The following is a 22,336-nucleotide window of genomic DNA, read 5'->3' on the forward strand; positions in this document are numbered from 1 at the left end:
CGTTCTTAGACGCGCGAGCTGCGAAGCCGCGCGTCGCGCACCTGACCTTCCATCGGCACTTCGAAACGACGAGTATACCCTTCCAATCGCTCGAGAACTTGGCCTTCGGACAAGCCGAACTGGGCCAAGCTGTAGCGATGAGGCCGTCGCTTCAAAGCGCGGCTTCGCTCGATGTAGCGCTCCATACCTGGAACGGCGTTTTCCATATCGAGACCAAGGAAGCGATAGATCCGCGACATTGTCCCTCGCCAGTCGCGCTCCATATCTTCGTACTGAACGTCGATCATACGCTCGGAGGGAACGGCACGGCGAGAGTCCATCATCCGGTCGACCATCAGGGCCGTCTTTCGCAGCCACTTTCGCCCAATACCGGCTGCATCGGCATGATCCGAGTAGATGATCGTTTGGTTCCAGGCGAGCGAGGCGGCGCTTCCAACAACCTGACGGGGATCTCGGTGCGTGAAAATGAGGCGGGCGTCGGGGAAAACTTTGAGCAACGCGCGAAGGTCCAGCATGTGCTGTGGAGTCTTGAGGATCCACGGCCTAAGCGAGCTTTCGCGCTGCGACCACCCGATAAGACGCAGTAGATCGGCCATATGCCGATACGCCGGGGTTGCATCCTCGCCTTCGCACCAGCGCCCATAGCTGGGAACCGTCCACTGCGCGTCATGCTTCATTCCCCAAAAGCTGGCGACGAGCAGACCAAGCTCTTCCTCGGGCTCGAAGGGGCCTGTTGGGTGGATCGAAAGGGTGCGCGGGTTGGCGAGCCGCGCGACATTCATGATCCGGCCTGCCAGCTTGGGACGAAAGTCGGCCTTGTGGCCTGCTAATACCTGTTCGAAGTCCGGGCGTGGAACGGGACTAATCGTTTCAAAGGTCCGCAAGTGGGAGAACCGGCGGTCGGCCGCGAGAAGACGATGCAGACGGGTGGTTCCGGATCGCATCGGGCCCACGATCACCACAGGGTGCGGGATAGGGCGAGCCGATATCTCCGGATGACGCTTCAGCCACATCTGCGTCAGCAAACGGTCGCGCAAAACGTGCCTGAACTGGCCTGCGGCAGCTACCTCTCCCGCCGCGTTGAGCCGCGCTTCCTTACGCACTGACTCGAGCAAGACATCCAACGGACGCTCGAACCAGGGATCGCCGAAATCGTCGAGGCCAGTCTTCCGCGCCGCGACATCGAGCATGTGCTCCTTTTCAAGATTCACGGCCGGGAGTGCACCTATCCCCCGCCCTGCCCTGACCACTCCGTCTAGAATGTCGATGAAGCGCGTGCGCCGGGGCGGGTAAACCGTCTCTTGCTCCACGATTACCCCTTTTTCCCGGCGGTTGGCGCTCGGTCGTTCTACCCGTCGCGGCGCGGCTTGTTCCCGCATTGCCTGCAGGAGGTGCCTCAGGCATAGCCCGCGCCCATGCATGACATACGCGTGATCCGCGACAATCCGGAGGCGTTCGACGCCGCTCTCGCGCGGCGTGGATTCGCGCCGTCATCAGCGGACCTGCTAGCGCATGACGAGCGTCGCAGGACGGCGGCGACAAAGGCGCAGGACCTGCTCGCTCGCCGCAACGAAGCCTCAAAAGCGATCGGCGCGGCGATGGGCCGAGGGGACAAGGACGCAGCCGAAGCCCTCAAGGCTGAAGTGGCAGCGATCAAGGCCGCGCTTCCGGATATCGAGGAGGAGGAACGACAGGCGGCGGCGGCACAGGACGAACTGCTCGCTCGTCTTCCCAACCTGCCGGCTGACGACGTGCCCGATGGCGCGGACGAGCACAGCAACGTCGAAGTCGGCAGTTGGGGCGAGCAGCGCAATTTCGCGTTCGAGCCGAAAGAACACGCCGATTTCGGCCCTGCCCTTGGCCTGGATTTCGAAACCGGCGCGGCCATTGCGGGCGCGCGGTTCACCTTCCTCAAGGGGCAAATGGCGCGGCTACAGCGGGCGCTCGCTCAATTCATGCTCGACGTCCAGACCGGCGAGCACGGTTACGTCGAGTGTGCCACCCCGCTTCTCGTCCGCGAGGAAGCCATGTTTGGCACCGGCCAGCTTCCCAAATTCGCCGAAGATTCCTTTGCGACCACGGACGGACGCTGGCTGATCCCGACCAGCGAAGTCAGCCTAACCAACTCGGTCCGCGACCAGATACTCGCGCTCAGCGAACCGGTGCGGTTGACCGCGCTCACCCCTTGTTTCCGTTCCGAAGCTGGTTCGGCGGGCCGCGACACGCGCGGATACATTAGGCAGCACCAGTTCGATAAAGTTGAACTGGTCAGCATCTGCCGGCCGGAAGACAGTGAAGCCGAGCACACGCATATGCTGAAGAGCGCCCAGACGATACTCGAGCGCCTCGAGCTTCCCTATCGAACGATGTTGCTGTGCGTGGGCGACATGGGATTCGGCGCCCGAAAAACCCACGACCTCGAGGTCTGGCTGCCCGGACAGGGCGCTTATCGCGAAATCAGTTCGGTCAGTTGGTGCGGCGATTTCCAGGCGCGGCGAATGAACGCCCGCTACCGCGGCGAGAATGGCAGACCCGCTTTCGTCCATACGCTCAATGGTTCGGGTCTCGCCGTCGGCCGTACGCTGGTTGCCGTGCTGGAGAATTACCAGCAGGCAGACGGCTCTGTGCTGGTGCCTGAGGCTCTCAGGCCCTGGGCCGGCGGCCTCGAGCGGCTTGTCCCCGCTCCCTGATGCGCATTCTCCTCACGAACGATGATGGCGTCCATGCCCCAGGTCTTGTGGTCCTGGAGGAGATCGCCCGCGAGTTCACCGATGACATATGGATTTGCGCCCCCGCCGAGGAGCAGTCCGGGGCAGGCCACTCGCTAACGCTCAGCCGCCCTGTCCGATTACGCAAGCACGACGACCGCCGGTTCTCTGTGAGTGGAACACCGACCGATGCGGTCACCTTGGGCTTGCGCAAGGTAATGGACGGCCCTCCCGACGTGATCCTCTCAGGGGTTAATAGGGGCGCCAATCTCGCGGATGACGTAACCTATTCGGGTACCGTGTCCGCCGCGATCGAAGGCGCTCTGGCGGGCATTCGCGCGATTGCTCTCAGTCAGGTCTATGCCAGCGAGGGTATGGGCGACGAAGTGCCCTTCGACGCGGCCCGCGCCTGGGGGGCGAGAGTGCTCGCTCCGCTGCTCGACGTGCCGCTTCCCAAGCGTACGCTGGTCAACGTCAACTTCCCCGCCCTGCCAGCCGATAAAGTCAATGGAATCCGGGTGGTGCGACAGGGATTTCATGATTATTCGAGGGGCAGCGTCGTCGAGGGACGCGACCCGCGTGGCTATCCCTATTATTGGTTCGGGCTCGAGGCGATGGAGCACACCCTCGACCACGGGACCGACCTCGAAGCGATCGACGAGGGTTTCATTTCGGTGACGCCGCTGCAGTTGGACCTCACGCACCATGCCTCACTCGGCGCGATGGCCGAGCGATACATCTGACGATGCGGCGCGCCTCCCTTGCTCTTGCGGCGCTTGTGCTGACGACCGCCGCCGGCGACCCCAAAAAAGAGCTCGAGCATGTGGTCAGCGAAGGCGAAACGCTCGGCGGTGTCGCGAACCGATCAGGTGTTCCGGCCTCGGTTATCGCAGAGGCAAACGGGCTCCGAGAACCGTACAACCTGAAGAAGGGCGAAAAGCTCGTCATCCCGCGGCAACGGATGCACTCGGTCAGGAAAGGTGAAACGGGCAGCTCGATTTCACGCCGTTACGGAGTGCCGTTCGCCCAGATTGCGATTGCTAACGGCCTCGATAGCGCTGGAACGGTAAGGGTCGGACAGAAACTGATTATCCCGGCGGTGGTCAAGTCGCCGCCCACTCCCTCCAGTGCGCCGGCCGATCCGTATTTTCGCCGCCCGCACGACGGCGAAGTGCTGCTCAATCACCGAGTCCGCGCAGACGGAAAAGGACACGCCGGAATAGACGTCGCCGCTCAGCCGCTGGACATGGTGCGCGCTTCCGCAAGCGGGATTGTCACTTCTGTAGACGAGAGCGATCGAAGGTTCGGGCGTACGGTGACGGTCGATCACGGGAGGGGCTGGACCACTTTCTACGGCCATTTAGCCAAGGTGACGGTCGGACGCGGCGAACTGGTCAAGTCCGGTGAGCGCATCGGCCTCGCCGGAGATGCCGGCGGCGCCGAGCGCGCCGAGCTTCACTTCGAAATTCGCCGAGACGGCCGGCCAATCGACCCGATGAGTAAGCTGTCCCCATGAAGAAGCGCGGCAAACGCCCCGTCGTCGTCGAGCATCAGCCGATTCGGCGGGCGGTGCGGGTGCCGGTGTGGGCGGATCTTGGCATTCGCCTGGGCCTGGCGCTGGGTCTCGTCTTCGCCGTAGTCATTATCCATTGGCTCGACCGGGACGGGTTGGTCGACCACCACGATGGCGTGATCAGCTTCCTCGATGTCGTCTATTTCACGATGATTTCGATCACGACGACGGGGTTCGGCGACATTGCCCCTATCAGCGACAAGGCTCGCCTCATCGAAGCCGTGATCGTCACACCGATCCGGTTTGCAGTGCTGTTCATTTTCGTAGGCGCCGCCTACGATTTCGTAATCCGCAAAAGTTGGGAGAGGTGGCGCATGAAGCGCATCCAAGAACGTCTGACCAACCACATTGTGGTGCTCGGCTTCGGCATCTCGGGCTCGGAGGCAGTTCACGAGCTTATCGAGCGGGGCACGGAACCCAGTTGCATTGTCGTGATGGATGGCAGCGCCGAGCGCCTGGCCGAGGCTGAAGCACTTGGTTGCAATGTTATGGAAGCGGACGCCACGCGGGATGAAAGCCTGCTTGCGGTCCGTGTCGCCGAAGCGCAGACGGTACTGGTCTCGGCAGGGCGCGACGATAGTTCGATCCTGATTGTGCTGACCGTCCGTCATCTTGCGCCCAAGGTGCCTATAAGCGTGGTTGTCCGCGCCACCGACAACGAATTGCTCGCGCGACAGGCTGGAGCGGACAACGTCATAAACCCGGTGCGGTTCACCGGGCTTTTGCTGGCCGGGAGCGCGCAGGGCAGCCACGTGGCCGACTACATGGCCGACCTCGCTTCCGTTGGTGGGAAGGTCCAACTTGTCGAGCGTCCGGTCATGTCGGAGGAGATCGGGAACAGCATCGACAACCTCGCCAGCGGCGGGCGCGGCCTGCGGGTGTACCGCGGAGAAGAAGCGATGGGATATTGGGAGGCAGGCCCTTTAGAGGTAGGCGATGTAGTGGTCGAAGTTTTACCCACCGTTGCCGGGAGCTAGCCGAGAAGGAAGAAGACCAATCCCATCGCCAGATAGGCCGCCAGCCAGTATCCGGCATCGATCAGCGCGACACGCGTCGGCACGCGGATGTGGCTGAAGCTGACCCACAGCGCAGGGATCACAAAGGCGATGGCAAGCCCTCCGCTCATCATGAAGTAGAGCCAGGGCTTGGCGGCCAAGGTCTCTACGCCAACCCGGGCGAACATGTGGCCCAGCATCGTTGCAGTTATCAGAAGTAGTAACGCCGAGAGGGCGGCGATCCGTTCAGGCCGGGACCGGGTCATGACCCTGCCCGCCGCCACCTTTCGCGTCTTGGCCTTGCCGAACGCGGGTCCGAACCAAGCAAGCGCCAGCAGGCCCGCGGCGATTGCCGCCAAAACGACCGCGACCCAATTAACCGGCCCCACTAAGCCTCCCCCGCCTCGGTTGTGATGATGTGATGTAGCGCATTCAGCTTGGCTGGTGTAGGGGCGCGCGCTTCATGGCCACCATCACCTCCGAGATCCCCGACCAGAAGAAGGTCGGCATGGTCAGCCTCGGCTGTCCGAAGGCGCTCGTCGACAGCGAGCGCATTCTTACGCGTTTGCGCGCCGATGGCTATGCAATGAGTCCTGACTATGCCGGTGCCGACGTGGTGCTGGTCAACACTTGCGGGTTCCTCGACAGCGCGAAGGAGGAAAGCCTCGAAGCAATCGGCGAGGCCATCGCCGAGAACGGTCGCGTCATCGTGACCGGCTGCATGGGCGATGAGGCAGATGTAATCCGCGCCCGCTTTCCTCAGGTCTTGGCGGTGACCGGCGCGCATCAGTATGAAGCGGTTGTCGAAGCGGTCCACGACGCGGCCCCACCAAGCCAGGGGCCCTTCATCGATCTGATCCCGCAGCCCGACGTCAAGCTGACGCCACGGCACTACAGCTACTTGAAGATTTCCGAAGGCTGCAATCATTCCTGCGCCTTCTGCATTATCCCCCAATTGCGCGGGAAGCTCGCCAGCCGGCGGATCGACGCAGTCCTGCGCGAGGCGGAGAAGCTGGTCGCGGCCGGAACTCGGGAATTGCTGGTGATCAGCCAAGATACGAGTGCTTATGGTGTCGATACCCGTCACGAGCCGCGCATGTGGCACGGCCGCGAAGTTCGCGCGCATATGACGGATTTGGCCCGCGAGCTCGGGCAGTTGCGAACGCCGGAAGGCGAAACGCCCTGGGTCCGGCTCCACTATGTCTATCCCTACCCGCACGTCGATGCGGTCATCCCGCTCATGGCGGAAGGCGTGTTGACCCCGTACCTCGACATACCGTTTCAGCACGCGAGTCCCGCCGTATTGCGGGCGATGAAGCGTCCGGCCAACGAGGTACGGGTGCTCGAGCGGATCAAGACTTGGCGGACAATCGCGCCCGAACTCACCATTCGTTCAAGCTTCGTGGTCGGGTTTCCCGGTGAGACCGAGGACGACTTTCGTTACCTGCTTGATTGGCTCGAAGAAGCACAGCTCGACCGGGTGGGAGCCTTCCGGTTCGAGCCTGTTGCAGGTGCGCAAGCCAACAGTCTGCCCGATCAACTGCCCGAGCAAATCAAGGAAGAACGCTACGCGCGCCTGATGGAAGTGACCCAACGCATTAGTGCGGCCAAGCTATCAGCCAAAGTTGGCCGAATCCTCCCCGTCATCATCGACGAAGTCGGCGAACCTGACGAGGATGGCGACATCGGGGCGACTGCACGTAGCCAGTCGGACGCACCGGAGATCGATGGCCAGGTATTCCTTCGCGACATTCCCCCGGCCCTAAGGCCGGGCGACTTCGCCACCGCGCTGATCGAGGATGCGGACGCTCACGATCTGTACGGCGTGCTCGCCTAGAGAGCGAAGTGCTGGCGGTAGCGGTCAAAACAACGTTTCCCGGCGATCAGGCGAATTAGCGCCCCTTCTGCCATGGCCGTTGCGCGGCGTGGATCTTCCTCGACTGCGGGACGGATCGCCTCGCGATTCCAATCCTCGGAGTGCTTTACATCAAGCACGGCATGAAGGGCGAAATAGCGCCGTTCACGCTCCGAGAGGCCAATGCGCCGCAGACCCTTGGCAACGCAATCGGACCGGTAGGGCGCGGTGAGTTCGATCACCCCGAGCGCGCCCACGCTATGCCAGGCATACCGGCGCGCGCTTGCCATCGCGGTCATCGCATTGGCAAGCGCGAGACTTTCCCACGCAGTCCCTTCAATCGTCGGATCCAGCCGAAGGGTTTCGACAACGCCGTCGAGCATAGGCCCGTGCATGCCCTTTTCGTTGCCGCGCCCCATCTCATCCCAGTAGTTGCGCGCCAGCTCGAGCTTCGGACGGGTGGGCAACTTGACTTGGGTCAGCGCGACCAGATCGTCAAAACCAGCTTCGCCAGCCGCCTCCTGTTGGAGGTACCAACGAAGGTCATCCTTGCTGGCTTCTTCCGCAAGCCAGGGAAACAGTGGGTCGCCCTGTCCTGGGCCCGCGTCCATCAAGCGCTCAAACCAGGCGATGAAACCGTCGGGATCGGTTGGTGCTTTGGCAGCTTCGTCAGCGATCTCGTCGCGCAACTCCTCCACGAAGCCGCCTTCCAAACGAAGCATGGTCGCGTCCGCCGAGATACGGGCTTGCCAATGCTCGTCGGGAAAGGACGGCGCCAAGCGCTCCCGGTTCCACTCCGCGAGGCGGCGCTGAAACGTGTCGTTGAGGAACTGCGATCGTCGCTCGCGAGCCAGCGGAAGAGAAGCCATGAGAAAACCTTGAATGAGTGGAATGTGTTCTTCCAAGCGTCTGAGCCTCGATTCGGGTTCCTCAGTTCACATTCGTTAAACCTCCCGCAGAGTTCGGAGGGTGATCGACCGACGCGTCTCTGCCAGCGGAACAATCGAGTGCTCCCACTCCCACCGTACGGACCCGCTAAGCAGGTAAACCGACCGCGGTAGCAGCGGCAGAACAGCTCTTTGAAAGGCGCCCCCGTCGCACCGCCGGCGTAGCCGCATCTTCCCGAAAGCCCCAAGCGAAAGCCCGATCACTTCGCCATATTGCGGTCTGTCGCGGTGCCACCCAATTCCGGCCCCCGGGTCGTAGCGCGTCACCAAGGCCTGAACGAACTGGTTCGGATCCCGGCCGACCTGAGGCGCCAATATGTTGCAGAGGTCGCGAAGCCAAGCCGGCATCGGTGGAGCCGATTTCGGTCGGGCGCGCTGATAATCGTAAGCGGAGCCATAGTTCGCCGTAAGCCGCTTGCCCTCCCATTGCCCGAACTGGAAGGGTGACAAAGCCGTCTGGTCGACCCTCGCCTCCAATTCTCGCGCATGGTCGGTGGTAACCGCATCTCGGACGACTGCGAGACCTCCGATTTCGGGAAGATCATGCGGTTCGTAAGGATCGAACAGGGTAAGCTGGTCTGCCATACTTCCGATATGGGCAGCCTATCGGCTTACGGAACCCTCGGCCGGGCTCGGCTGTTCGACCACGTGCCCCGCCCCGTCTTTCAGAAGCCGGGGCTCCTGCACGGCGGCTGTCTCAATGAGATCGAGTGCGTTACGAGACGTCTGGAACCGGCGTGCGTCGGCCAGCCAAGAAGCCGCGTGTGTCGCGCCAGGCAATCGCCCGACTTCGCCGATCGCTTTGTCGATCCGCCCACTTTCCAGAAAAAGCCGCGCACGTTCGAGGCGCCTAGACGGTTGCGGGGAGGGCGTGGCTTCGCGGCGGATGATGAACAGGCTGGAGATTTCGTTCCCCAACCGGGCGAAGCCGGCCTGACTTGACGACGAAGCCAGCTGCGGGCCCAGCCCGTCAAGGCGGGCAAGCAGCACGTCCAATGTTACGGGATCGCGCGAGAATTCAATTATGGTCTTCACCGCGTTCGGCTGGGCATCGCCGAACCGCAGACGCAATTGGTCGCCCAGATAGCCCAAGTCGCTGCCCCGCTCGATCGCTCGACGGGCCGCGAATGCGATCAATAGCGCCTCCGCTCGGGCTATATTTCCGCTTGCTGCTTGAGCCTGCAGGTCGAGCCTGGCGATCCTCTGCTCGGCCGCTGCGAGGCGCTGATCCAGCCCGCCTTGCGTCTCTTCGACGCGTTCTACGGCAGCTACGCTAGCAGTTTCGGTCGCGTTGGGCGCAGGGGCTGGAACTGCGGGGAGAGCCTTGGCGGAATCGCGCGCTCGAGCGACAGCCGGGCTCTCGGCCACCGCAAAATAGCCTTTCCAAGACAGGTAGCCGATTACTCCGGCCCCGAGGAGGAACGAAGCGAACACGGCGAGCAGCACAGGCCTGAGCGACGGACCTGCACGGCCCCGAGACGGTTGTTCGTACATCAAGTTCCAGTCTGCGACCCCGGCTTTGGCCGGCACGACCCCACGCACGTCATTGGCACATGTCTCGCGCCAAGGCCAGAAGGGTGGCGTCGCAGACCTGGCTCGCGACCCGAACCGCCCGCCAGCCATCTCCGGCGGAGTTGGCAACCCGGGGGCCTAGCGCAGCCAGCGAAATGAGGTCCCGAGAGAGCGCCAGCCGGTCACATTGTGCGGCGAACTCACGGGCAGCCTCCGCCGAGTGAAGCAGTACGGTCGCACCGTTGCGAAGCGCCCTTCGGGCTTCGTCGTTCATCGATTGCGATATTGCGCGATAAACGATCCGCTCTTCGACGACGATGCCATCGGGCACCTCAAGCTGAACTCTCGTTTCAGCTGCCAGGCGCAGCAACCGGCTTGGCTTAGGAAGCAGAGCGATCAAGTCCTGAAGCCCGCCCTCACCGATGCGCCCGAGTTTGAACCCGGCATCACGTGCGGCCTCCGCCGTTCGCCTCCCGACGGCATGCACTGGCAAGCTCGAAAGCCCGGAGAGCTGGCGACCCCCACGGCGGAAAGCATTTGCGCTTCCGACCAACATCGCGTCGAAGTGCGCGGGATCCGGCGCCTGCCATGCGACAGGCTCAATGGTGAAGAGCGGCGCAACGATGACCTCGAGACCGGCCGCGCGTGCAGCTACCGCGGTATCGGTAGAGCCGGGCTCCGGCCGCAGGACGACCAGTGGCTGCTTCATTCCGCGCTGGCGAACAGGGCAGCGATCCCAGGTGTCGCTCGCGCCAGCAGGTCTGCCGCAAGACGCGCGGGTCCTTTCGCATCACCCGCGGCAACGGTGACCATACCTTCGACAATCTCGGCACCATCGGGGCTGTAAAGCGCACATGTGATCGCGAGACCCTCCCCTTTGTGGCGAGTCAGCACGGCAATCGGCGAATGACAACTTCCCCCGAGCGCGGCGAGCAAGGCGCGCTCCGCCAGCACCTGCGCCCGGCTTGGCCCGTGATCGATCGCTGCCAACCATTCGCACGCGCGCCGGTCGTCGGCGCGGCACTCTATGCCGATCGCTCCCTGCGAAGGCGCGGGCAGCCAATCGTCGGTCTCCAACGGGGTGCCGACACCGGTCTCTCCGAGGCGGTTGAGCCCCGCGGCCGCGAGCAAGGTCACATCGGCCTCGCCAGCCGCCAATTTGGCTATGCGGGTGGCTACATTTCCGCGGAAGGGGACGATCCTCACGTCCGGGCGCAAATGAAGCATTTGGGCAGCGCGGCGGGGCGCGCTGGTGCCCACCCGGGCGCCCTCGGGGATGGCGCGTATGCTGGCGGCGCCCAGCAACACGTCGCGGACATCCGCCCTCGGCAGGACAGCCGCGATGGCGATTTCCGCCGGACGAATGGTCTCGACATCCTTCAGCGAGTGGACAGCGATGTCGATCCGTCCGTCGGCGAGACAGGCGTCTAGTTCCTTGGTCCAGAGCGCCTTGCCACCGATTTCAGCGAGGGGGCGGTCCTGGATCTTGTCGCCACTCGCCAGCACGGGGACGAGTTCGACCGCTCTCTCCTCCCATCCATGCGCCGCGCATAACCGCGCGCGAGCTTCGCGCGCCTGCGCCATGGCAAGCGGCGAGCGGCGGGTTCCGAGGCGTAAGTGGGGAGTTGTGCTCATCGGGCGCGCTTGCCGTAGCCAAGCATTGCACTAAGGGAAAGGCACATGGGGTTGGTCCTCGGCATAGAATCGAGCTGCGACGAAACCGCGGCCGCGCTCGTGGCGGACGACCGCACGATCGTCGGCCAGAGAATCGCCAGCCAGGACGAAGCGCATGCCCCCTTTGGCGGGGTGGTGCCGGAGATTGCCGCCCGCGCACACGCAGAACGTCTCGCGCCGATGATCGAAGCGGTCCTCGATGACGCCGGAATAGCGCTCGGCGATCTCGATGCGGTGGCGGCAACCGCCGGCCCGGGACTGATCGGGGGCGTGATGGTCGGCCTGGTCAGCGCCAAGGCTCTGGCGATGGCGGCGGACGTTCCGCTATTTGCGATCAATCATCTCGAAGGCCACGCGCTCAGTCCGCGGCTGGCCGACCCTTCTCTCGAATTTCCCTACGCGCTCCTGCTCGTCTCGGGAGGGCATTGCCAAATACTACGCGTCGAGGGGGTCGGCCGTTACACCCGGGTCGCCACCACTATCGACGATGCCCTGGGCGAAGCGTTCGACAAGACGGCCAAGATTCTCGGCCTCGGGTTTCCCGGTGGCCCGGCGGTCGAAAAGCTCGCTTGCGAGGGAAACCCGGCCGCCGTCCCCTTGCCCCGCCCGCTGTTGGGTAGCGGCGAGCCGCATTTCAGCTTCGCCGGGCTCAAGAGCGCAGTGTTGCGAGCGAAACAGAGCGGGCGTCATGCCGACGTCGACATCGCGGCTAGCTTCCAGCAAGCCGCCATCGACTGCTTGATTGACCGCATTCGTCAGGCCCTCAGCGCCATGAGGCCCGTGCAAACGCTGGTCGTCGCCGGAGGGGTGGGGGCGAACTCCGCCGTGCGAGGCGCCTTGGAACAGCTCGCCGCGATACATGATCTGCGATTCTCCGCCCCGCCCGGGTCGCTATGCACGGATAACGCCGCCATGATCGCCTGGGCTGGACAAGAGCGTCTCGCGCGGGGCCTGTCTTCGGACCCGCTAGACATCGCCGCGCGGCCGCGCTGGCCGCTCGATCCAGCGGCCGAACCCGTCCGCGGCGCCGGATACAAGGCTTGAGCATCGGCGTTCTCGGTGCGGGCGCGTGGGGCACGGCCCTGGCGCAGATGCTCGCGGGTGACGGGCGCGGCGTGCTGCTGTGGGCGCGAGAACCTGAGTTGGTGGACGAAATCAACTCGGCCCATACGAACAGACCGTTCCTGCCTTCCGTGGTGCTCTCGCCGACGGTTCGAGCTACGGGTGAGCTAGACGACATGGCGGCGCTGGACGTCCTTTTGGTCGTTACACCGGCGCAGCACATGGCCGCAGTGCTCGGCGCCATGACAACCCATCCCCGCGACCTCGTGCTGTGCTCCAAGGGGATCGAGGCGGGTACGGGGCGGCCGATGCATCACGTCGCGCGTGACGCTGCCCCCGGAAGCGACATTGCAGTTTTGTCTGGGCCTACGTTCGCTCATGAAGTCGCCGCCGGATTGCCCACCGCGGTTACCCTGGCCTGCGGCGGCGGAGCAAGTCAGTGGGAGCGGCTACACCCCGCCATCGCAAGGCCGACTTTTCGGCCATATTATTCGGAAGATGTCGTCGGCGCCGAGGTGGGTGGCGCGGTAAAGAACGTCCTCGCGATCGCCTGCGGGGTGGTCGAAGGGCTGAAGCTCGGCCAAAACGCCAGGGCGGCGCTGATCGCGCGTGGCTATGCTGAGATGCTGCGCTTCGGCGAAGCACTCGGAGCCGAACGGGACACGCTGGCCGGCCTGTGCGGGCTAGGCGACCTCGTGCTGACGTGTTCGTCGACCGCGAGCCGCAACTTCAGCCTCGGCAAGGCGCTCGGCGAAGGCGGGGATCCGGTGGCGCTAATGGCGGATCGCCGCACGGTCGCCGAAGGGGCGCATACCGCGCCGGTGCTGACCGAGCTCGCCGCCAGACACGGTGTTGGCATGCCGATCGTTGCGGCGGTCTATCGCCTGCTCCAGGGAGCCCCGGCGCGCGCGATCGTGGCCGAACTACTGGCCCGCCCCCTTACGACGGAAATCGTCGAGTGAGCGTGCGGGCGACCCAGCCTGAAAATCCGCAGGAAGATATTGCCGCTCTCGCCAAGGGCGGGCGGACAAACTTCTTCGGGTTCCTCCTGCGCCTCGCTGCGCGACTGCCGTTTCTCTTTATCGCCGGTCGGCTTTACGGCCCCGAGGCGCTCGGCCGCTTCGCTTCCGCCCTCGTGGTAGTGGAACTGACGGCGATGATCTGCTCGATGGGCGAAAAGCGAGGCCTTGCCCAGCGCATATCAGAGGCACCCGATGTCCGGCCGGCCAATCTCGTCTTCGATGGAATACTGATCGCCTCGGCCGCCTCGGTCATCGCGGGCGGGTTTTTCTGGCTTGTGCCGGCGCCGATGTTTCCGAGCGGCCAATACACAGAGCTCGATCGCCTGATCGTGCTGGCGATACCGGGCTACGCCCTCACCGAGATAGTCCTTGCGGCGCAGGCCTACCGTTTCGACGTAGGCGCCACGGTACGTGCGCGAGCGGTCGTCGAGCCGTGGACCATCTCAATTCTGGCGGGCGGGCTGTGGTTCGTGATCCCGGACTCGGGGCTGTCGATGGCCTACCTGGCGTCGATCTATGCAGGGCTCCTTACGGCCCTCTGGCCCTTCCTGAGGACGTACGGCCTGCCGAAGGAATGGCGGCCACGCCCCCGGGCGATGGCCCGGCTGACTTGGCGCGCGCTACCGCTTGCCACCGCAGATGCGATCGAATGGGGCACCCGGCGGCTGGACATCTTCATTCTCGGCCTGTTCGCGGCGCCAGCCGCTGTCGGAGTTTACTACGTCGCACAGCAGGTCGCTTCGCTACCTCAGAAGTTGAAAACGAGCTTCGAACCGATTCTGGGCCCGGTGATCACGCGCAATCTCAAGGAGAAGAACCATGCCGCGATCGCCCGACAGGTATGTCAGGTCGGTTTCTGGATCGTCGCGGCGCAGGCGGGCATCGGGCTGGCCTTGGGAATTCCAGCCGAGGGGGTCATGGGCCTCATGGGGCCGAACTTTGTCGGCGGCACGGGAGCCCTTGCGTTTCTACTGGCCGCCGAAGTTGTCGCGGCCACCGCGGTCGTGTCCGAAGCGGCGCTCATCTACGTCGCGCGGATGAAGAACCTGCTCATTTCCGTGGCCATGATCGCGCTCCAGGCGGCCTTGACCGTGGGCGCCATGATGCTGGTCGAGCGCTTCGACTTGCCTGAAACGTGGAAGGCGGCCGGGGCTGCGGCAGCGCTGATGCTGGCGCTGGGAACCGCCTCCCTGGTCAAGTCGCGGCTACTTTCACACATCCTGAAGGAACCGATCAACAACTGGCGCTGGGCGCTCGTTTGGGCTGCCGCACCCGCAGTCATCATCGGCGCGATTGTGGTGCGCCTGCCCGAATGGGTCGAACTGGTGTTCGGTATTCCGGCCATCTTAGGCGCGTACGGCTTGGTCATCTGGAAGTATGGCTTCGGCCCCGAAGACCGTGTTCTGTTCCGCCGCAATCTCGAACATCCGGCCGATGAGGCCGCCCTGCCCGAGGAAGCTCGCTCATGAACGAATTCGTCACCGCCAACTGGCCGCTCCTCGTTATCGGCTCGCTCTTGGCGCTCGTCGTGCTGTGGTGGGTCGTCCTGGCCACGCGGCGCACCCGCGTCGCGGTCGATCGCCGCGATACGCTCGACGAGGGAGCCGATCGCGCAGCACGCAACCAGGCGCTGATCGATGCGGCACCGGCGGCTACCCGAAAGCCGCCGATGGTGTCGGAGGCCATCGGAGCAGCCGGGGTGGCCGTCGCCACTGCGGCTGAGGAAGCGCAAATCCGGACCATGCAGGCCGACGATCTCACCCGGATCAAGGGCTTGGGACCGAAACTCGCCACGACTTTGCAAGATATCGGCGTGCGCAGTTTCGCGCAGATCGCGGCGTGGGACGATACGGAGATCGACCGGATCGACGCGCAATTGGGCAGGTTTCAGGGTCGCATCCGCCGCGACGCCTGGGTCGAGCAAGCCCGTCTCCTGGCAGCGGGCGACCAGGCAGCGTTCGAGGCCAAGTTTGGCGCTCAATGAGGGGAACCAAACGGCCGCTGCACCATTTAGGCGGGAACCGAATTCCACTCACTCCGGAGCCATCGATGTCTTTGCAATGCGTTCTCGTCGCTGAAGACGAGATGATCATCGGCGTTGATCTGTGCGACACGGTTGAGGAAGCCGGGTTCGAAGTTTCAGGCCCGTTCGACACCGCAAGCTCCGCGATCGACGCGCTCGAACGGCGGAGGCCGGATCTGGCAATCCTTGATGTGCGTCTCGACGACGGCGAGGTGTACCCATTGGCCGATGCCCTGATCGCGGCGAATGTACCGGTGATCTTTCACTCCGGAGAAGTAAGTCCGAGCGAGGTTAGCGGGCGCTATCCCGAAGCCCATGCGCTTTCGAAGCCCTGTCCGCCTAATCGCATCATCGAGACGATGCGCGAGGCTCTCGCCGCCGCTTGATCTGACGCGCGCTTGCATCGGGCGAGCGCGCCTGCCATCGCGGCGAAGATGACTCCTTTCGACTGGCAGGACCCTTTCGCACTCGACGCCCAGCTGAGCGAAGACGAGCGGATGATCCGCGACGCCGCGCACGCGTTTGCCCAATCAGAGCTACAGCCGCGGGTGATCGACGCCTTCGCGAACGAGCTCGACGCACCGGAGCTATTTCCGCTCATGGGTCGCGCCGGCCTACTCGGTGCGACCGTCCCCGAGGAATACGGCGGCGCCGGTGCGAGCTACGTCGCATACGGCCTCATCGCCCGGGAGATCGAGCGGGTGGACTCCGGCTATCGCTCTATGGCGAGCGTGCAGTCGAGCCTCGTGATGTATCCCATACTCGCCTACGGTTCGGAGGAGCAGAAGCGCCAATATCTGCCCGGGCTTGCCAACGGCGATCTCATTGGATGCTTCGGGCTGACAGAACCTGACGCAGGCTCTGACCCCGGAGCGATGCGCACTTACGCGAAGAAGGATGGCGACAGCTACTCGCTGTCGGGCGCGAAAACCTGGATCTCGAACGCGCCATTCGCCGACGTGTTTGTCGTCTGGGCCAAGAGCGAAGCGCACGGTGGCGCGATCCGGGGGTTCGTGCTTGAAAAGGGCATGGATGGCCTTTCGGCGCCGAAGATCGAGAACAAGCTGTCGCTGCGCGCATCCACCACAGGCATGATCTTGATGGACGAGGTCAAGCTCCCCGCCAACGCACTGCTTCCGGAGGTGTCAGGGCTCAAGGGACCGTTCGGCTGCCTAAACCGCGCGCGCTACGGCATTTCTTGGGGGGCGATGGGCGCGGCGGAATTCTGTTTCCACGCCGCGCGTCAGTATGGGCTCGACCGCCAGCAGTTCGGCGTGCCGCTGGCCTCGAAACAGCTTTATCAACTCAAGCTCGCCGACTTGATGACGGATATCGCGCTCGGGCTGCAGGCAAGCCTGCGGGTCGGGCGGCTGATGGACGAGCACAACTTCGCGCCCGAGATGATCTCGATCGTCAAGCGCAACAATGTGGGCAAGGCATTGGATATCGCCCGCAAGGCTCGCGACATGCACGGCGGCAACGGTATTAGCGGCGAATACCAGGTGATCCGCCACATGGTGAACCTCGAGACGGTCAACACCTACGAGGGCACGCACGACGTGCACGCGCTAATCCTCGGTCGTGCGGTGACCGGGATCCCAGCGTTTTGATGAAGCTCCATGCCTACTTCCGCAGCTCGACCAGCTACCGGCTGCGGATCGCGCTGAACCTCAAGGGCCTCGACTACGCGATCGAGCCCGTGAACATCGTCAAGGGCGAGCAGAAGGACGCTAAGTTCCTGTCCCACAACCCTTTTGCCGGGGTGCCGCTGCTCCAGGCGGACGGGCGGGACCGGGCCCAGTCGATGGCGATCCTGGAGTGGCTCGACGAGGCCTATCCCGATCGCCCGCTTTTGCCGCGCGATGTCGAGGACCGCTTCACCGCGCGCGAGCTCGCCTATGCAATTGCCACGGATATTCATGCGGTTAATAACCTGTCGGTGATGCAATACCTCAAGAACGAGCTGGGTCAGGAGCAGGCCGCCATCGACACCTGGTACCGGCACTGGCTGGCCAAGACGCTGGTCCCGGTGGAGGCCCGGCTAGCCCAGTTGGGTGTCAATGAAGCGCTTCATGACCGGCCCGGACTGTTTGAATCGGTACTGATACCGCAAATTTACAACGCTCGACGTTTCGCGCTCGACACCAGCGCAATGCCCAACATCGAGCGGATCGAGGCCGCCTGCCTCGCCCTCCCCGCGTTCGAGCGCGCCCACCCAGACAACCAGCCGGACACTCCGCCGACATGAAACTCGCATCACTCAAGCATGGGCGCGACGGCAAGCTCGTCGTCGTTTCGAAGGACATCACCCGCTACTCGTCGGCCGAGCACATCGCGCCGACGATGCAGTATGCGCTCGACAACTGGGACGAGGTCGCGCCCGCGCTCGACGCGCTCTATCGCGACGTCGAGCACTGGACCGTGCCGTGCGGCCGGTTCCACGAGCACGATGCGGCGAGCCCCCTGCCCCGCGCCTACCAGTGGGCCGACGGCTCGGCCTATCTCAACCACGTCGAGCTGGTCCGCCAGGCACGCGGCGCGAAGGTGCCCGAGAGCTTCTACCACGACCCGCTGATGTACCAGGGCGGCAGCGACGGTTTCCTCGCCCCGCGCGACCCCATCCCGCTCAAGGACCCAGCATGGGGCTGCGACATGGAAGGCGAGATCGCCTGCATCGTCGACGACGTGCCGATGGGCGTCAGCCGCGAGGAAGCGGCCCGGCACATCAAGCTGCTGATGCTGGTCAACGACGTATCCCTGCGCGGCCTGATCCCGGGCGAGCTCGAAAAGGGCTTCGGTTTCTTCCAGTCCAAGCCCGCGAGCGCGTTCAGCCCGGTCGCGGTCACCCCCGACGAGCTTGAGGACGCCTGGCAGAACGGCGTGATCGACCTCCCCCTGATGGTCGACTACAACGGCCAGCCGTTCGGACGCGCCAATGCCGCGCAGGAGGCGACTTTCAGCCTTGCCGATCTCGTCGCCCACGCCGCCAAGACCCGCAGCCTGGGTGCCGGCTCGATCATCGGCTCGGGGACGGTCAGCAACAAGGGCGCCGACGGCGGCCCGGGCAAGCCGGTGAGCGAAGGCGGCGCGGGCTATTCGTGCATCGCCGAGATCCGCATGATCGAAACGATCGCGGGCGGACAACCCACAACACCGTTCATGAAGCCGGGCGATGTGGTCTCGGTCGAGATGCGCGACGCGCACGGGCACTCGATTTTCGGCAAGATCGAACAGGAAATCGTCGCCGCTTAAGCGGGCTTGCGCCCGCTCGCTTTCGAAATCATGGTATCTCCCAACCAAGGGAGAGAAAAATGAACGATCCGTTCGACCTCAACGGCAAGGTAGCCGTCGTTACCGGCTCGTCGCGCGGCATTGGCCGGGCTATCGCCGAGCGGCTCGCCCAGCGCGGTGCGCGGGTAGTGATCTCGAGCCGCAAGCAGGAGGCCTGCGAAGAGGTTGCCGCTGCCATCAACGCGGAATGGGGCGAAGGCCGCGCGCTGGCGATTGCGGCGAGCATATCTTCGAAAGAAGCCCTGCAGGACCTGGTCAGCCGCACGGTTGAAACCCTCGGCCCGATCGACATTCTGATCTGCAACGCAGCGTCGAACCCCCACTACGGCTCGCTCGACACCATCGACGATGCGATGTTCCGCAAGACGCTCGACAACAACATTCTATCCAACCACTGGCTGGTGCAGATGGTTCTGCCTGGCATGCGCGCGAAACAGGACGGCGTTATCGTGGTGGTGAGCTCGATCGGCGGGTTGCGTGGGTCGCGCGAATTGGGCGCCTATACCATTACCAAAGCGGCCGACATCCAGCTGGTGCGCAACTACGCGGTCGAAAACGGACAGCATGGCATCCGCGTCAACGGCATCGCCCCTGGCCTCGTGAAGACAGATTTCGCTCGCGCGCTATACGAGAACCCGGCCGCGGCCCAGGCGGCGGTCGCCCGGACCCCGATGGGGCGATTGGGCGAGCCGGACGACATCGCCGGGCTGGCTGTGTTTCTCGCCTCGCCGGCTGCGAGCTGGCTCACCGGTCAGACCATTGTCGTCGATGGCGGCTCCACCGTCTGATTTCAGGCGCTTGCCCGTTTTCCAGAAAGCGGTATGCTCGATTCGTGGAGCCGCGATAAAGCGGCCTGCGGGAGATCGATGAATGGCTTGGGATTTCGAAACCGATCCCGAATTTCAAGCGAAGCTCGACTGGATGGAAAGCTTCGTCGCCGAGAAGGTCGAGCCGCTCGGCTATCTCGGCATCCACCCGTACGACGTGAAGAACGAGCGCCGCAACGCGCTCGTCCGGCCGCTCCAGCAGGAGGTGAAGGACCAGGGTTTGTGGGCCTGTCACCTCGGGCCCGAGCTCGGCGGCCAGGGATACGGCCAGGTCAAGCTAGGGCTGATGAACGAGATCATCGGCGGTGCGACGTTCGCCCCGATCGTGTTCGGGTGTCAGGCCCCCGATACCGGCAATGCCGAGATCATCGCCCACTACGGCACCCCCGAGCAGAAGGAACAATACCTCCAGCCGCTGCTCGACAACAAGATTGTCAGCGCCTTCTCGATGACCGAGCCGCAGGGCGGCTCCGACCCGACCAATTTCGTCACCCGCGCCGAGCAGGACGGCAATCACTGGAAGATCAACGGCGAGAAGTGGTTTTCGACCAACGGCAAGTGGGCGGAATTCCTGATCGTCATGGCGGTGACCGACCCTGACGCACTGCGCCACGAGCGGATGAGCATGTTCATCGTCCCGATCGACACGCCCGGGGTCGAGATCGTCCGCAACGTCGGCGTCTACGGCCAGGCCGACGGCAGCGAGAGCTACGTCCGCTATACCGACGTGCGCGTGCCCGCCGATCACCTCCTGGGGGAGCGTGGCGGCGCCTTCGCGATCTCGCAAACCCGCCTCGGGGGCGGCCGCGTCCACCATGCGATGCGCACCGTCGGCAATTGCAAGAAGCTGCTCGACAAGATGAGCCGCCGCGCGGTCAGCCGCACCACTCGCAATGGCACACTTGCCGACTACCAGGGCGTGCAGTTCGACATCGCCGACAGCTACATCGAACTCGAGCAGTTCAAGCTGTTCGTGCTCAAGACCGCGTGGATGATCGACAAGTACCAGGATTACCGCCGCGTGCGGAAGGACATCGCCGCGATCAAGGCGCTCATGCCCAAAGTCTACGCCGACATCGCCAAGCGCTGCATCCATATCCACGGCTCGCTCGGCGTATCCAACGAGATGCCGTTCGTCGGCGGCCTTATCGCCGCGATGGTGATGGGCATCGCCGACGGCCCGACCGAGGTGCACAAAGTCACCGTCGCCAAGCAGCATCTCAAGCAATACCGTGACGTGAAGGATCCGGTGTTCCCGGATTACTCGACGCTCAATCGGCGGGCGCTGGCGATGGAGCTCTATCCCGATCCCGTCGGCGAAATCGCCGATGCCGCGGAGATGGCCCTTTGACCGTCGCCGCTGACGCGCCGCCCCTGCGCCGGAGCACGCGGATCGCCTACGGTTTCGGGTCGATCGCCGACGGCATCAAGAGCGCGGCCTTCTCGACCTACCTGTTGCTCTATTTCAACCAGGTCCTGGGGGTGCAGGCGTCGATCGTCTCCACTGCGATCGCACTGACGCTCCTGGTCGACGCGGTGGTCGACCCGCTGATCGGTCGCGTGTCCGACCTCACGCGTTCGCGGCTCGGCCGGCGGCATCCCTACATCTACGGCGCGGCCGCGCCCGCGGCGATATTCTTCGGCCTGACGTGGTTTCCGCCGCAAGGCCTGTCGGACTTTGCGATGGGCGTCTGGATCTTCGGCTTCTGCGCGATGGCGCGCATGTTCATGTCGACATACCAGGTGACGGCCAACGCGCTCGGCAGCGAACTGACGCAGGATTATGCCGAGCGGAGCCGCATCTACGGGCTGCGTTATTGGTTCGCCTACGCCGGGACCTTTGCCTTCACCGCCTTCGCGCTGAAGTTCTTCTTCGTCGCCACCCCCGAGTATCCCAAGGGCCAGCTCAACCCGGCAGGCTACGTGCCGTTCGCGCTAACCGGCGCGGCTCTGGTGTTCATCAGCATCCTCGTGTGCGGCTGGGGCACCCGCTCGCGCATTCCCTACATTCGCCAGGCGGAGAACCGGCCCGCGTCACCCGGGCTTATGTCGCACCTCAAGGAGATGGGGACCGCGTTCAAGAACCGCGCGTTCCTGACGGTGTTCGGCTTTGCCATCCTGAAGTGGACGGCGATCGGCCTCTACGGCGCGACCTCGCTCTATTTCGGCACGTACGTCTACGAACTCAGCTCGGGCGAACTCGCGCTGCTCACGCTCGACGGGTTCGTGGCGGTGTGCATCGCGCTGCCGCTGGCCCCGGTGGTGACGCGCTGGTGGGGCAAGCGCAATTCGGCGCTGTGGCTGGCATTAGGCGGCGTCATGCTCGGCACCTCACCGCTGTGGCTCACTTATTTCCGACTGTTCTTCGAGCCCGGGCACCCGTTGCTCCTGCCGACCTTGCTGGTAATCGGCGCGGTTTACGGGGCGATGGTGGCGATCAGCTTGATGATGACCGCCTCGATGCTCGCCGACGTCGTGGAGGACGACGCGGTAAGCTCCGGCACGCACAACGCGGGGATTTTCTTCTCTGCGTCGAGCTTCGCGGCGCAGTGCGCGTCGGGGCTCGGGATTCTTGCCGCCGGCATCGTGCTCGAAACGTCGCGTTTCCCCGCCGGCATCGATCCCGCCAAGGTCACCACCGCGATGACCGACAGCCTGATCGCGCACTACGTGCCGATGGTGCTGGGCCTGTGGGCGCTCGGCGGTTTGATCATCTGGTTCTATCCCATCACTGAGGCAAAACACCTTGCCAACGTGGAGCGCTTGCGCGCACGAGAAGCCGAAGCAAGAAACCGCGACATACAGAACGCGCCGCTCGGCGCGCCCGCCCGATAGCAGGAGAGAAGC

General features: G+C 64.2%; 23 protein-coding genes. 16 read left to right on the forward strand and 7 right to left on the reverse strand.

Annotation, left to right across the window (positions count from 1 at the left end):
- Positions 1 to 5: 5 nt before the first annotated feature.
- On the reverse strand, positions 6 to 1,211 hold the full coding sequence (locus ACWPM1_RS09845; protein WP_455694653.1) for a sulfotransferase family protein: 1,206 nt from the start codon (positions 1,209 to 1,211) through the stop codon (positions 6 to 8).
- Between the two features lie 204 nt (positions 1,212 to 1,415).
- Between ACWPM1_RS09845 and serS the strand changes: the two genes are divergently transcribed.
- The 4 genes from serS to ACWPM1_RS09865 are packed head-to-tail and all read left to right on the forward strand — an operon-like array spanning position 1,416 to position 5,258.
- The gene (gene serS / locus ACWPM1_RS09850) at positions 1,416 to 2,690 is read left to right on the forward strand and encodes a serine--tRNA ligase (RefSeq protein WP_455694654.1); all 1,275 of its coding nucleotides are present in this window, start codon (positions 1,416 to 1,418) and stop codon (positions 2,688 to 2,690) included.
- Positions 2,690 to 3,451: a 5'/3'-nucleotidase SurE gene (gene surE, locus ACWPM1_RS09855; RefSeq protein ID WP_455694655.1), complete on the forward strand. Its 762-nt coding sequence runs from the start codon at positions 2,690 to 2,692 to the stop codon at positions 3,449 to 3,451. The genes serS and surE overlap by 1 nt, the downstream gene beginning before the upstream one ends.
- Positions 3,452 to 3,453: 2 nt before the next feature.
- Positions 3,454 to 4,224, forward strand: a complete 771-nt coding sequence (locus ACWPM1_RS09860) for a peptidoglycan DD-metalloendopeptidase family protein (RefSeq protein WP_455694656.1) — start codon at positions 3,454 to 3,456, stop codon at positions 4,222 to 4,224.
- Positions 4,221 to 5,258, forward strand: coding sequence for a potassium channel family protein (locus ACWPM1_RS09865; protein ID WP_455694657.1), 1,038 nt, complete (start codon positions 4,221 to 4,223; stop codon positions 5,256 to 5,258). The genes ACWPM1_RS09860 and ACWPM1_RS09865 overlap by 4 nt, the downstream gene beginning before the upstream one ends.
- Here the strand turns inward: ACWPM1_RS09865 and ACWPM1_RS09870 are convergent.
- Entirely contained in the window at positions 5,255 to 5,665 is a 411-nt protein-coding gene (locus ACWPM1_RS09870) for a DUF1761 domain-containing protein (protein WP_455694658.1), read from the reverse strand. The genes ACWPM1_RS09865 and ACWPM1_RS09870 overlap by 4 nt on opposite strands.
- Positions 5,666 to 5,739: 74 nt before the next feature.
- Here ACWPM1_RS09870 and rimO point away from each other — a divergent pair, with 74 nt between their 5' ends.
- Complete coding sequence (gene rimO, locus ACWPM1_RS09875; RefSeq protein WP_455694659.1) at positions 5,740 to 7,113, forward strand: 30S ribosomal protein S12 methylthiotransferase RimO; 1,374 nt, start codon at positions 5,740 to 5,742, stop codon at positions 7,111 to 7,113.
- On the opposite strand, the gene ACWPM1_RS09880 is transcribed toward rimO, so the two are convergent.
- The 5 genes from ACWPM1_RS09880 to hemC form a co-directional block, all read right to left on the reverse strand.
- The gene (locus tag ACWPM1_RS09880) at positions 7,110 to 8,000 is read right to left on the reverse strand and encodes an iron-containing redox enzyme family protein (RefSeq protein ID WP_455695157.1); all 891 of its coding nucleotides are present in this window, start codon (positions 7,998 to 8,000) and stop codon (positions 7,110 to 7,112) included. The two genes, rimO and ACWPM1_RS09880, sit on opposite strands and share 4 nt — an antisense overlap.
- 75 nt (positions 8,001 to 8,075) lie before the next feature.
- The gene (locus ACWPM1_RS09885) at positions 8,076 to 8,663 is read right to left on the reverse strand and encodes an alpha-ketoglutarate-dependent dioxygenase AlkB (protein WP_455694660.1); all 588 of its coding nucleotides are present in this window, start codon (positions 8,661 to 8,663) and stop codon (positions 8,076 to 8,078) included.
- A gap of 18 nt (positions 8,664 to 8,681) precedes the next feature.
- Complete coding sequence (locus ACWPM1_RS09890; RefSeq protein WP_455694661.1) at positions 8,682 to 9,215, reverse strand: hypothetical protein; 534 nt, start codon at positions 9,213 to 9,215, stop codon at positions 8,682 to 8,684.
- 406 nt (positions 9,216 to 9,621) lie between these two features.
- A complete protein-coding gene (locus tag ACWPM1_RS09895; protein ID WP_455694662.1) occupies positions 9,622 to 10,299 on the reverse strand; it encodes a uroporphyrinogen-III synthase in 678 nt (225 codons plus the stop codon).
- Positions 10,296 to 11,225 carry a hydroxymethylbilane synthase gene (hemC, locus tag ACWPM1_RS09900; protein WP_455694663.1) on the reverse strand — a complete coding sequence of 310 codons (930 nt, stop codon included), beginning with the start codon at positions 11,223 to 11,225 and terminating at the stop codon, positions 10,296 to 10,298. Before hemC ends, ACWPM1_RS09895 begins: the two co-directional genes overlap by 4 nt.
- A gap of 45 nt (positions 11,226 to 11,270) precedes the next feature.
- On the opposite strand from hemC, the gene tsaD reads away from it, so the two are divergent.
- The 11 genes from tsaD (at position 11,271) to ACWPM1_RS09955 (ending at position 22,324) form a co-directional block, all read left to right on the forward strand.
- Entirely contained in the window at positions 11,271 to 12,308 is a 1,038-nt protein-coding gene (gene tsaD / locus ACWPM1_RS09905; protein WP_455694664.1) for a tRNA (adenosine(37)-N6)-threonylcarbamoyltransferase complex transferase subunit TsaD, read from the forward strand.
- The gene (locus ACWPM1_RS09910; protein WP_455694665.1) at positions 12,305 to 13,288 is read left to right on the forward strand and encodes an NAD(P)H-dependent glycerol-3-phosphate dehydrogenase; all 984 of its coding nucleotides are present in this window, start codon (positions 12,305 to 12,307) and stop codon (positions 13,286 to 13,288) included. Before tsaD ends, ACWPM1_RS09910 begins: the two co-directional genes overlap by 4 nt.
- Positions 13,285 to 14,817, forward strand: a complete 1,533-nt coding sequence (locus ACWPM1_RS09915; protein ID WP_455694666.1) for a lipopolysaccharide biosynthesis protein — start codon at positions 13,285 to 13,287, stop codon at positions 14,815 to 14,817. The genes ACWPM1_RS09910 and ACWPM1_RS09915 overlap by 4 nt, the downstream gene beginning before the upstream one ends.
- Positions 14,814 to 15,332 (forward strand): hypothetical protein, encoded by a 519-nt coding sequence (locus ACWPM1_RS09920; RefSeq protein WP_455694667.1) that lies wholly within the window; start codon positions 14,814 to 14,816, stop codon positions 15,330 to 15,332. Before ACWPM1_RS09915 ends, ACWPM1_RS09920 begins: the two co-directional genes overlap by 4 nt.
- 65 nt (positions 15,333 to 15,397) lie before the next feature.
- Positions 15,398 to 15,757 (forward strand): response regulator, encoded by a 360-nt coding sequence (locus tag ACWPM1_RS09925; protein WP_455694668.1) that lies wholly within the window; start codon positions 15,398 to 15,400, stop codon positions 15,755 to 15,757.
- A 48-nt stretch (positions 15,758 to 15,805) separates the two neighbouring features.
- Entirely contained in the window at positions 15,806 to 16,981 is a 1,176-nt protein-coding gene (locus ACWPM1_RS09930) for an acyl-CoA dehydrogenase (protein ID WP_455694669.1), read from the forward strand.
- Positions 16,981 to 17,619, forward strand: coding sequence for a maleylacetoacetate isomerase (maiA, locus tag ACWPM1_RS09935; protein WP_455694670.1), 639 nt, complete (start codon positions 16,981 to 16,983; stop codon positions 17,617 to 17,619). Before ACWPM1_RS09930 ends, maiA begins: the two co-directional genes overlap by 1 nt.
- Positions 17,616 to 18,623 (forward strand): fumarylacetoacetate hydrolase family protein, encoded by a 1,008-nt coding sequence (locus ACWPM1_RS09940; RefSeq protein ID WP_455694671.1) that lies wholly within the window; start codon positions 17,616 to 17,618, stop codon positions 18,621 to 18,623. The genes maiA and ACWPM1_RS09940 overlap by 4 nt, the downstream gene beginning before the upstream one ends.
- A 59-nt stretch (positions 18,624 to 18,682) precedes the next feature.
- On the forward strand, positions 18,683 to 19,450 hold the full coding sequence (locus ACWPM1_RS09945) for an SDR family NAD(P)-dependent oxidoreductase (RefSeq protein WP_455694672.1): 768 nt from the start codon (positions 18,683 to 18,685) through the stop codon (positions 19,448 to 19,450).
- Positions 19,451 to 19,532: 82 nt separating this feature from the next.
- Positions 19,533 to 20,840 carry an acyl-CoA dehydrogenase family protein gene (locus tag ACWPM1_RS09950; RefSeq protein ID WP_455694673.1) on the forward strand — a complete coding sequence of 436 codons (1,308 nt, stop codon included), beginning with the start codon at positions 19,533 to 19,535 and terminating at the stop codon, positions 20,838 to 20,840.
- A complete protein-coding gene (locus tag ACWPM1_RS09955) occupies positions 20,837 to 22,324 on the forward strand; it encodes an MFS transporter (RefSeq protein ID WP_455694674.1) in 1,488 nt (495 codons plus the stop codon). The genes ACWPM1_RS09950 and ACWPM1_RS09955 overlap by 4 nt, the downstream gene beginning before the upstream one ends.
- Positions 22,325 to 22,336 lie beyond the last annotated feature (12 nt).

The sequence above is a fragment of the Tsuneonella sp. HG249 genome, assembly GCF_053819205.1.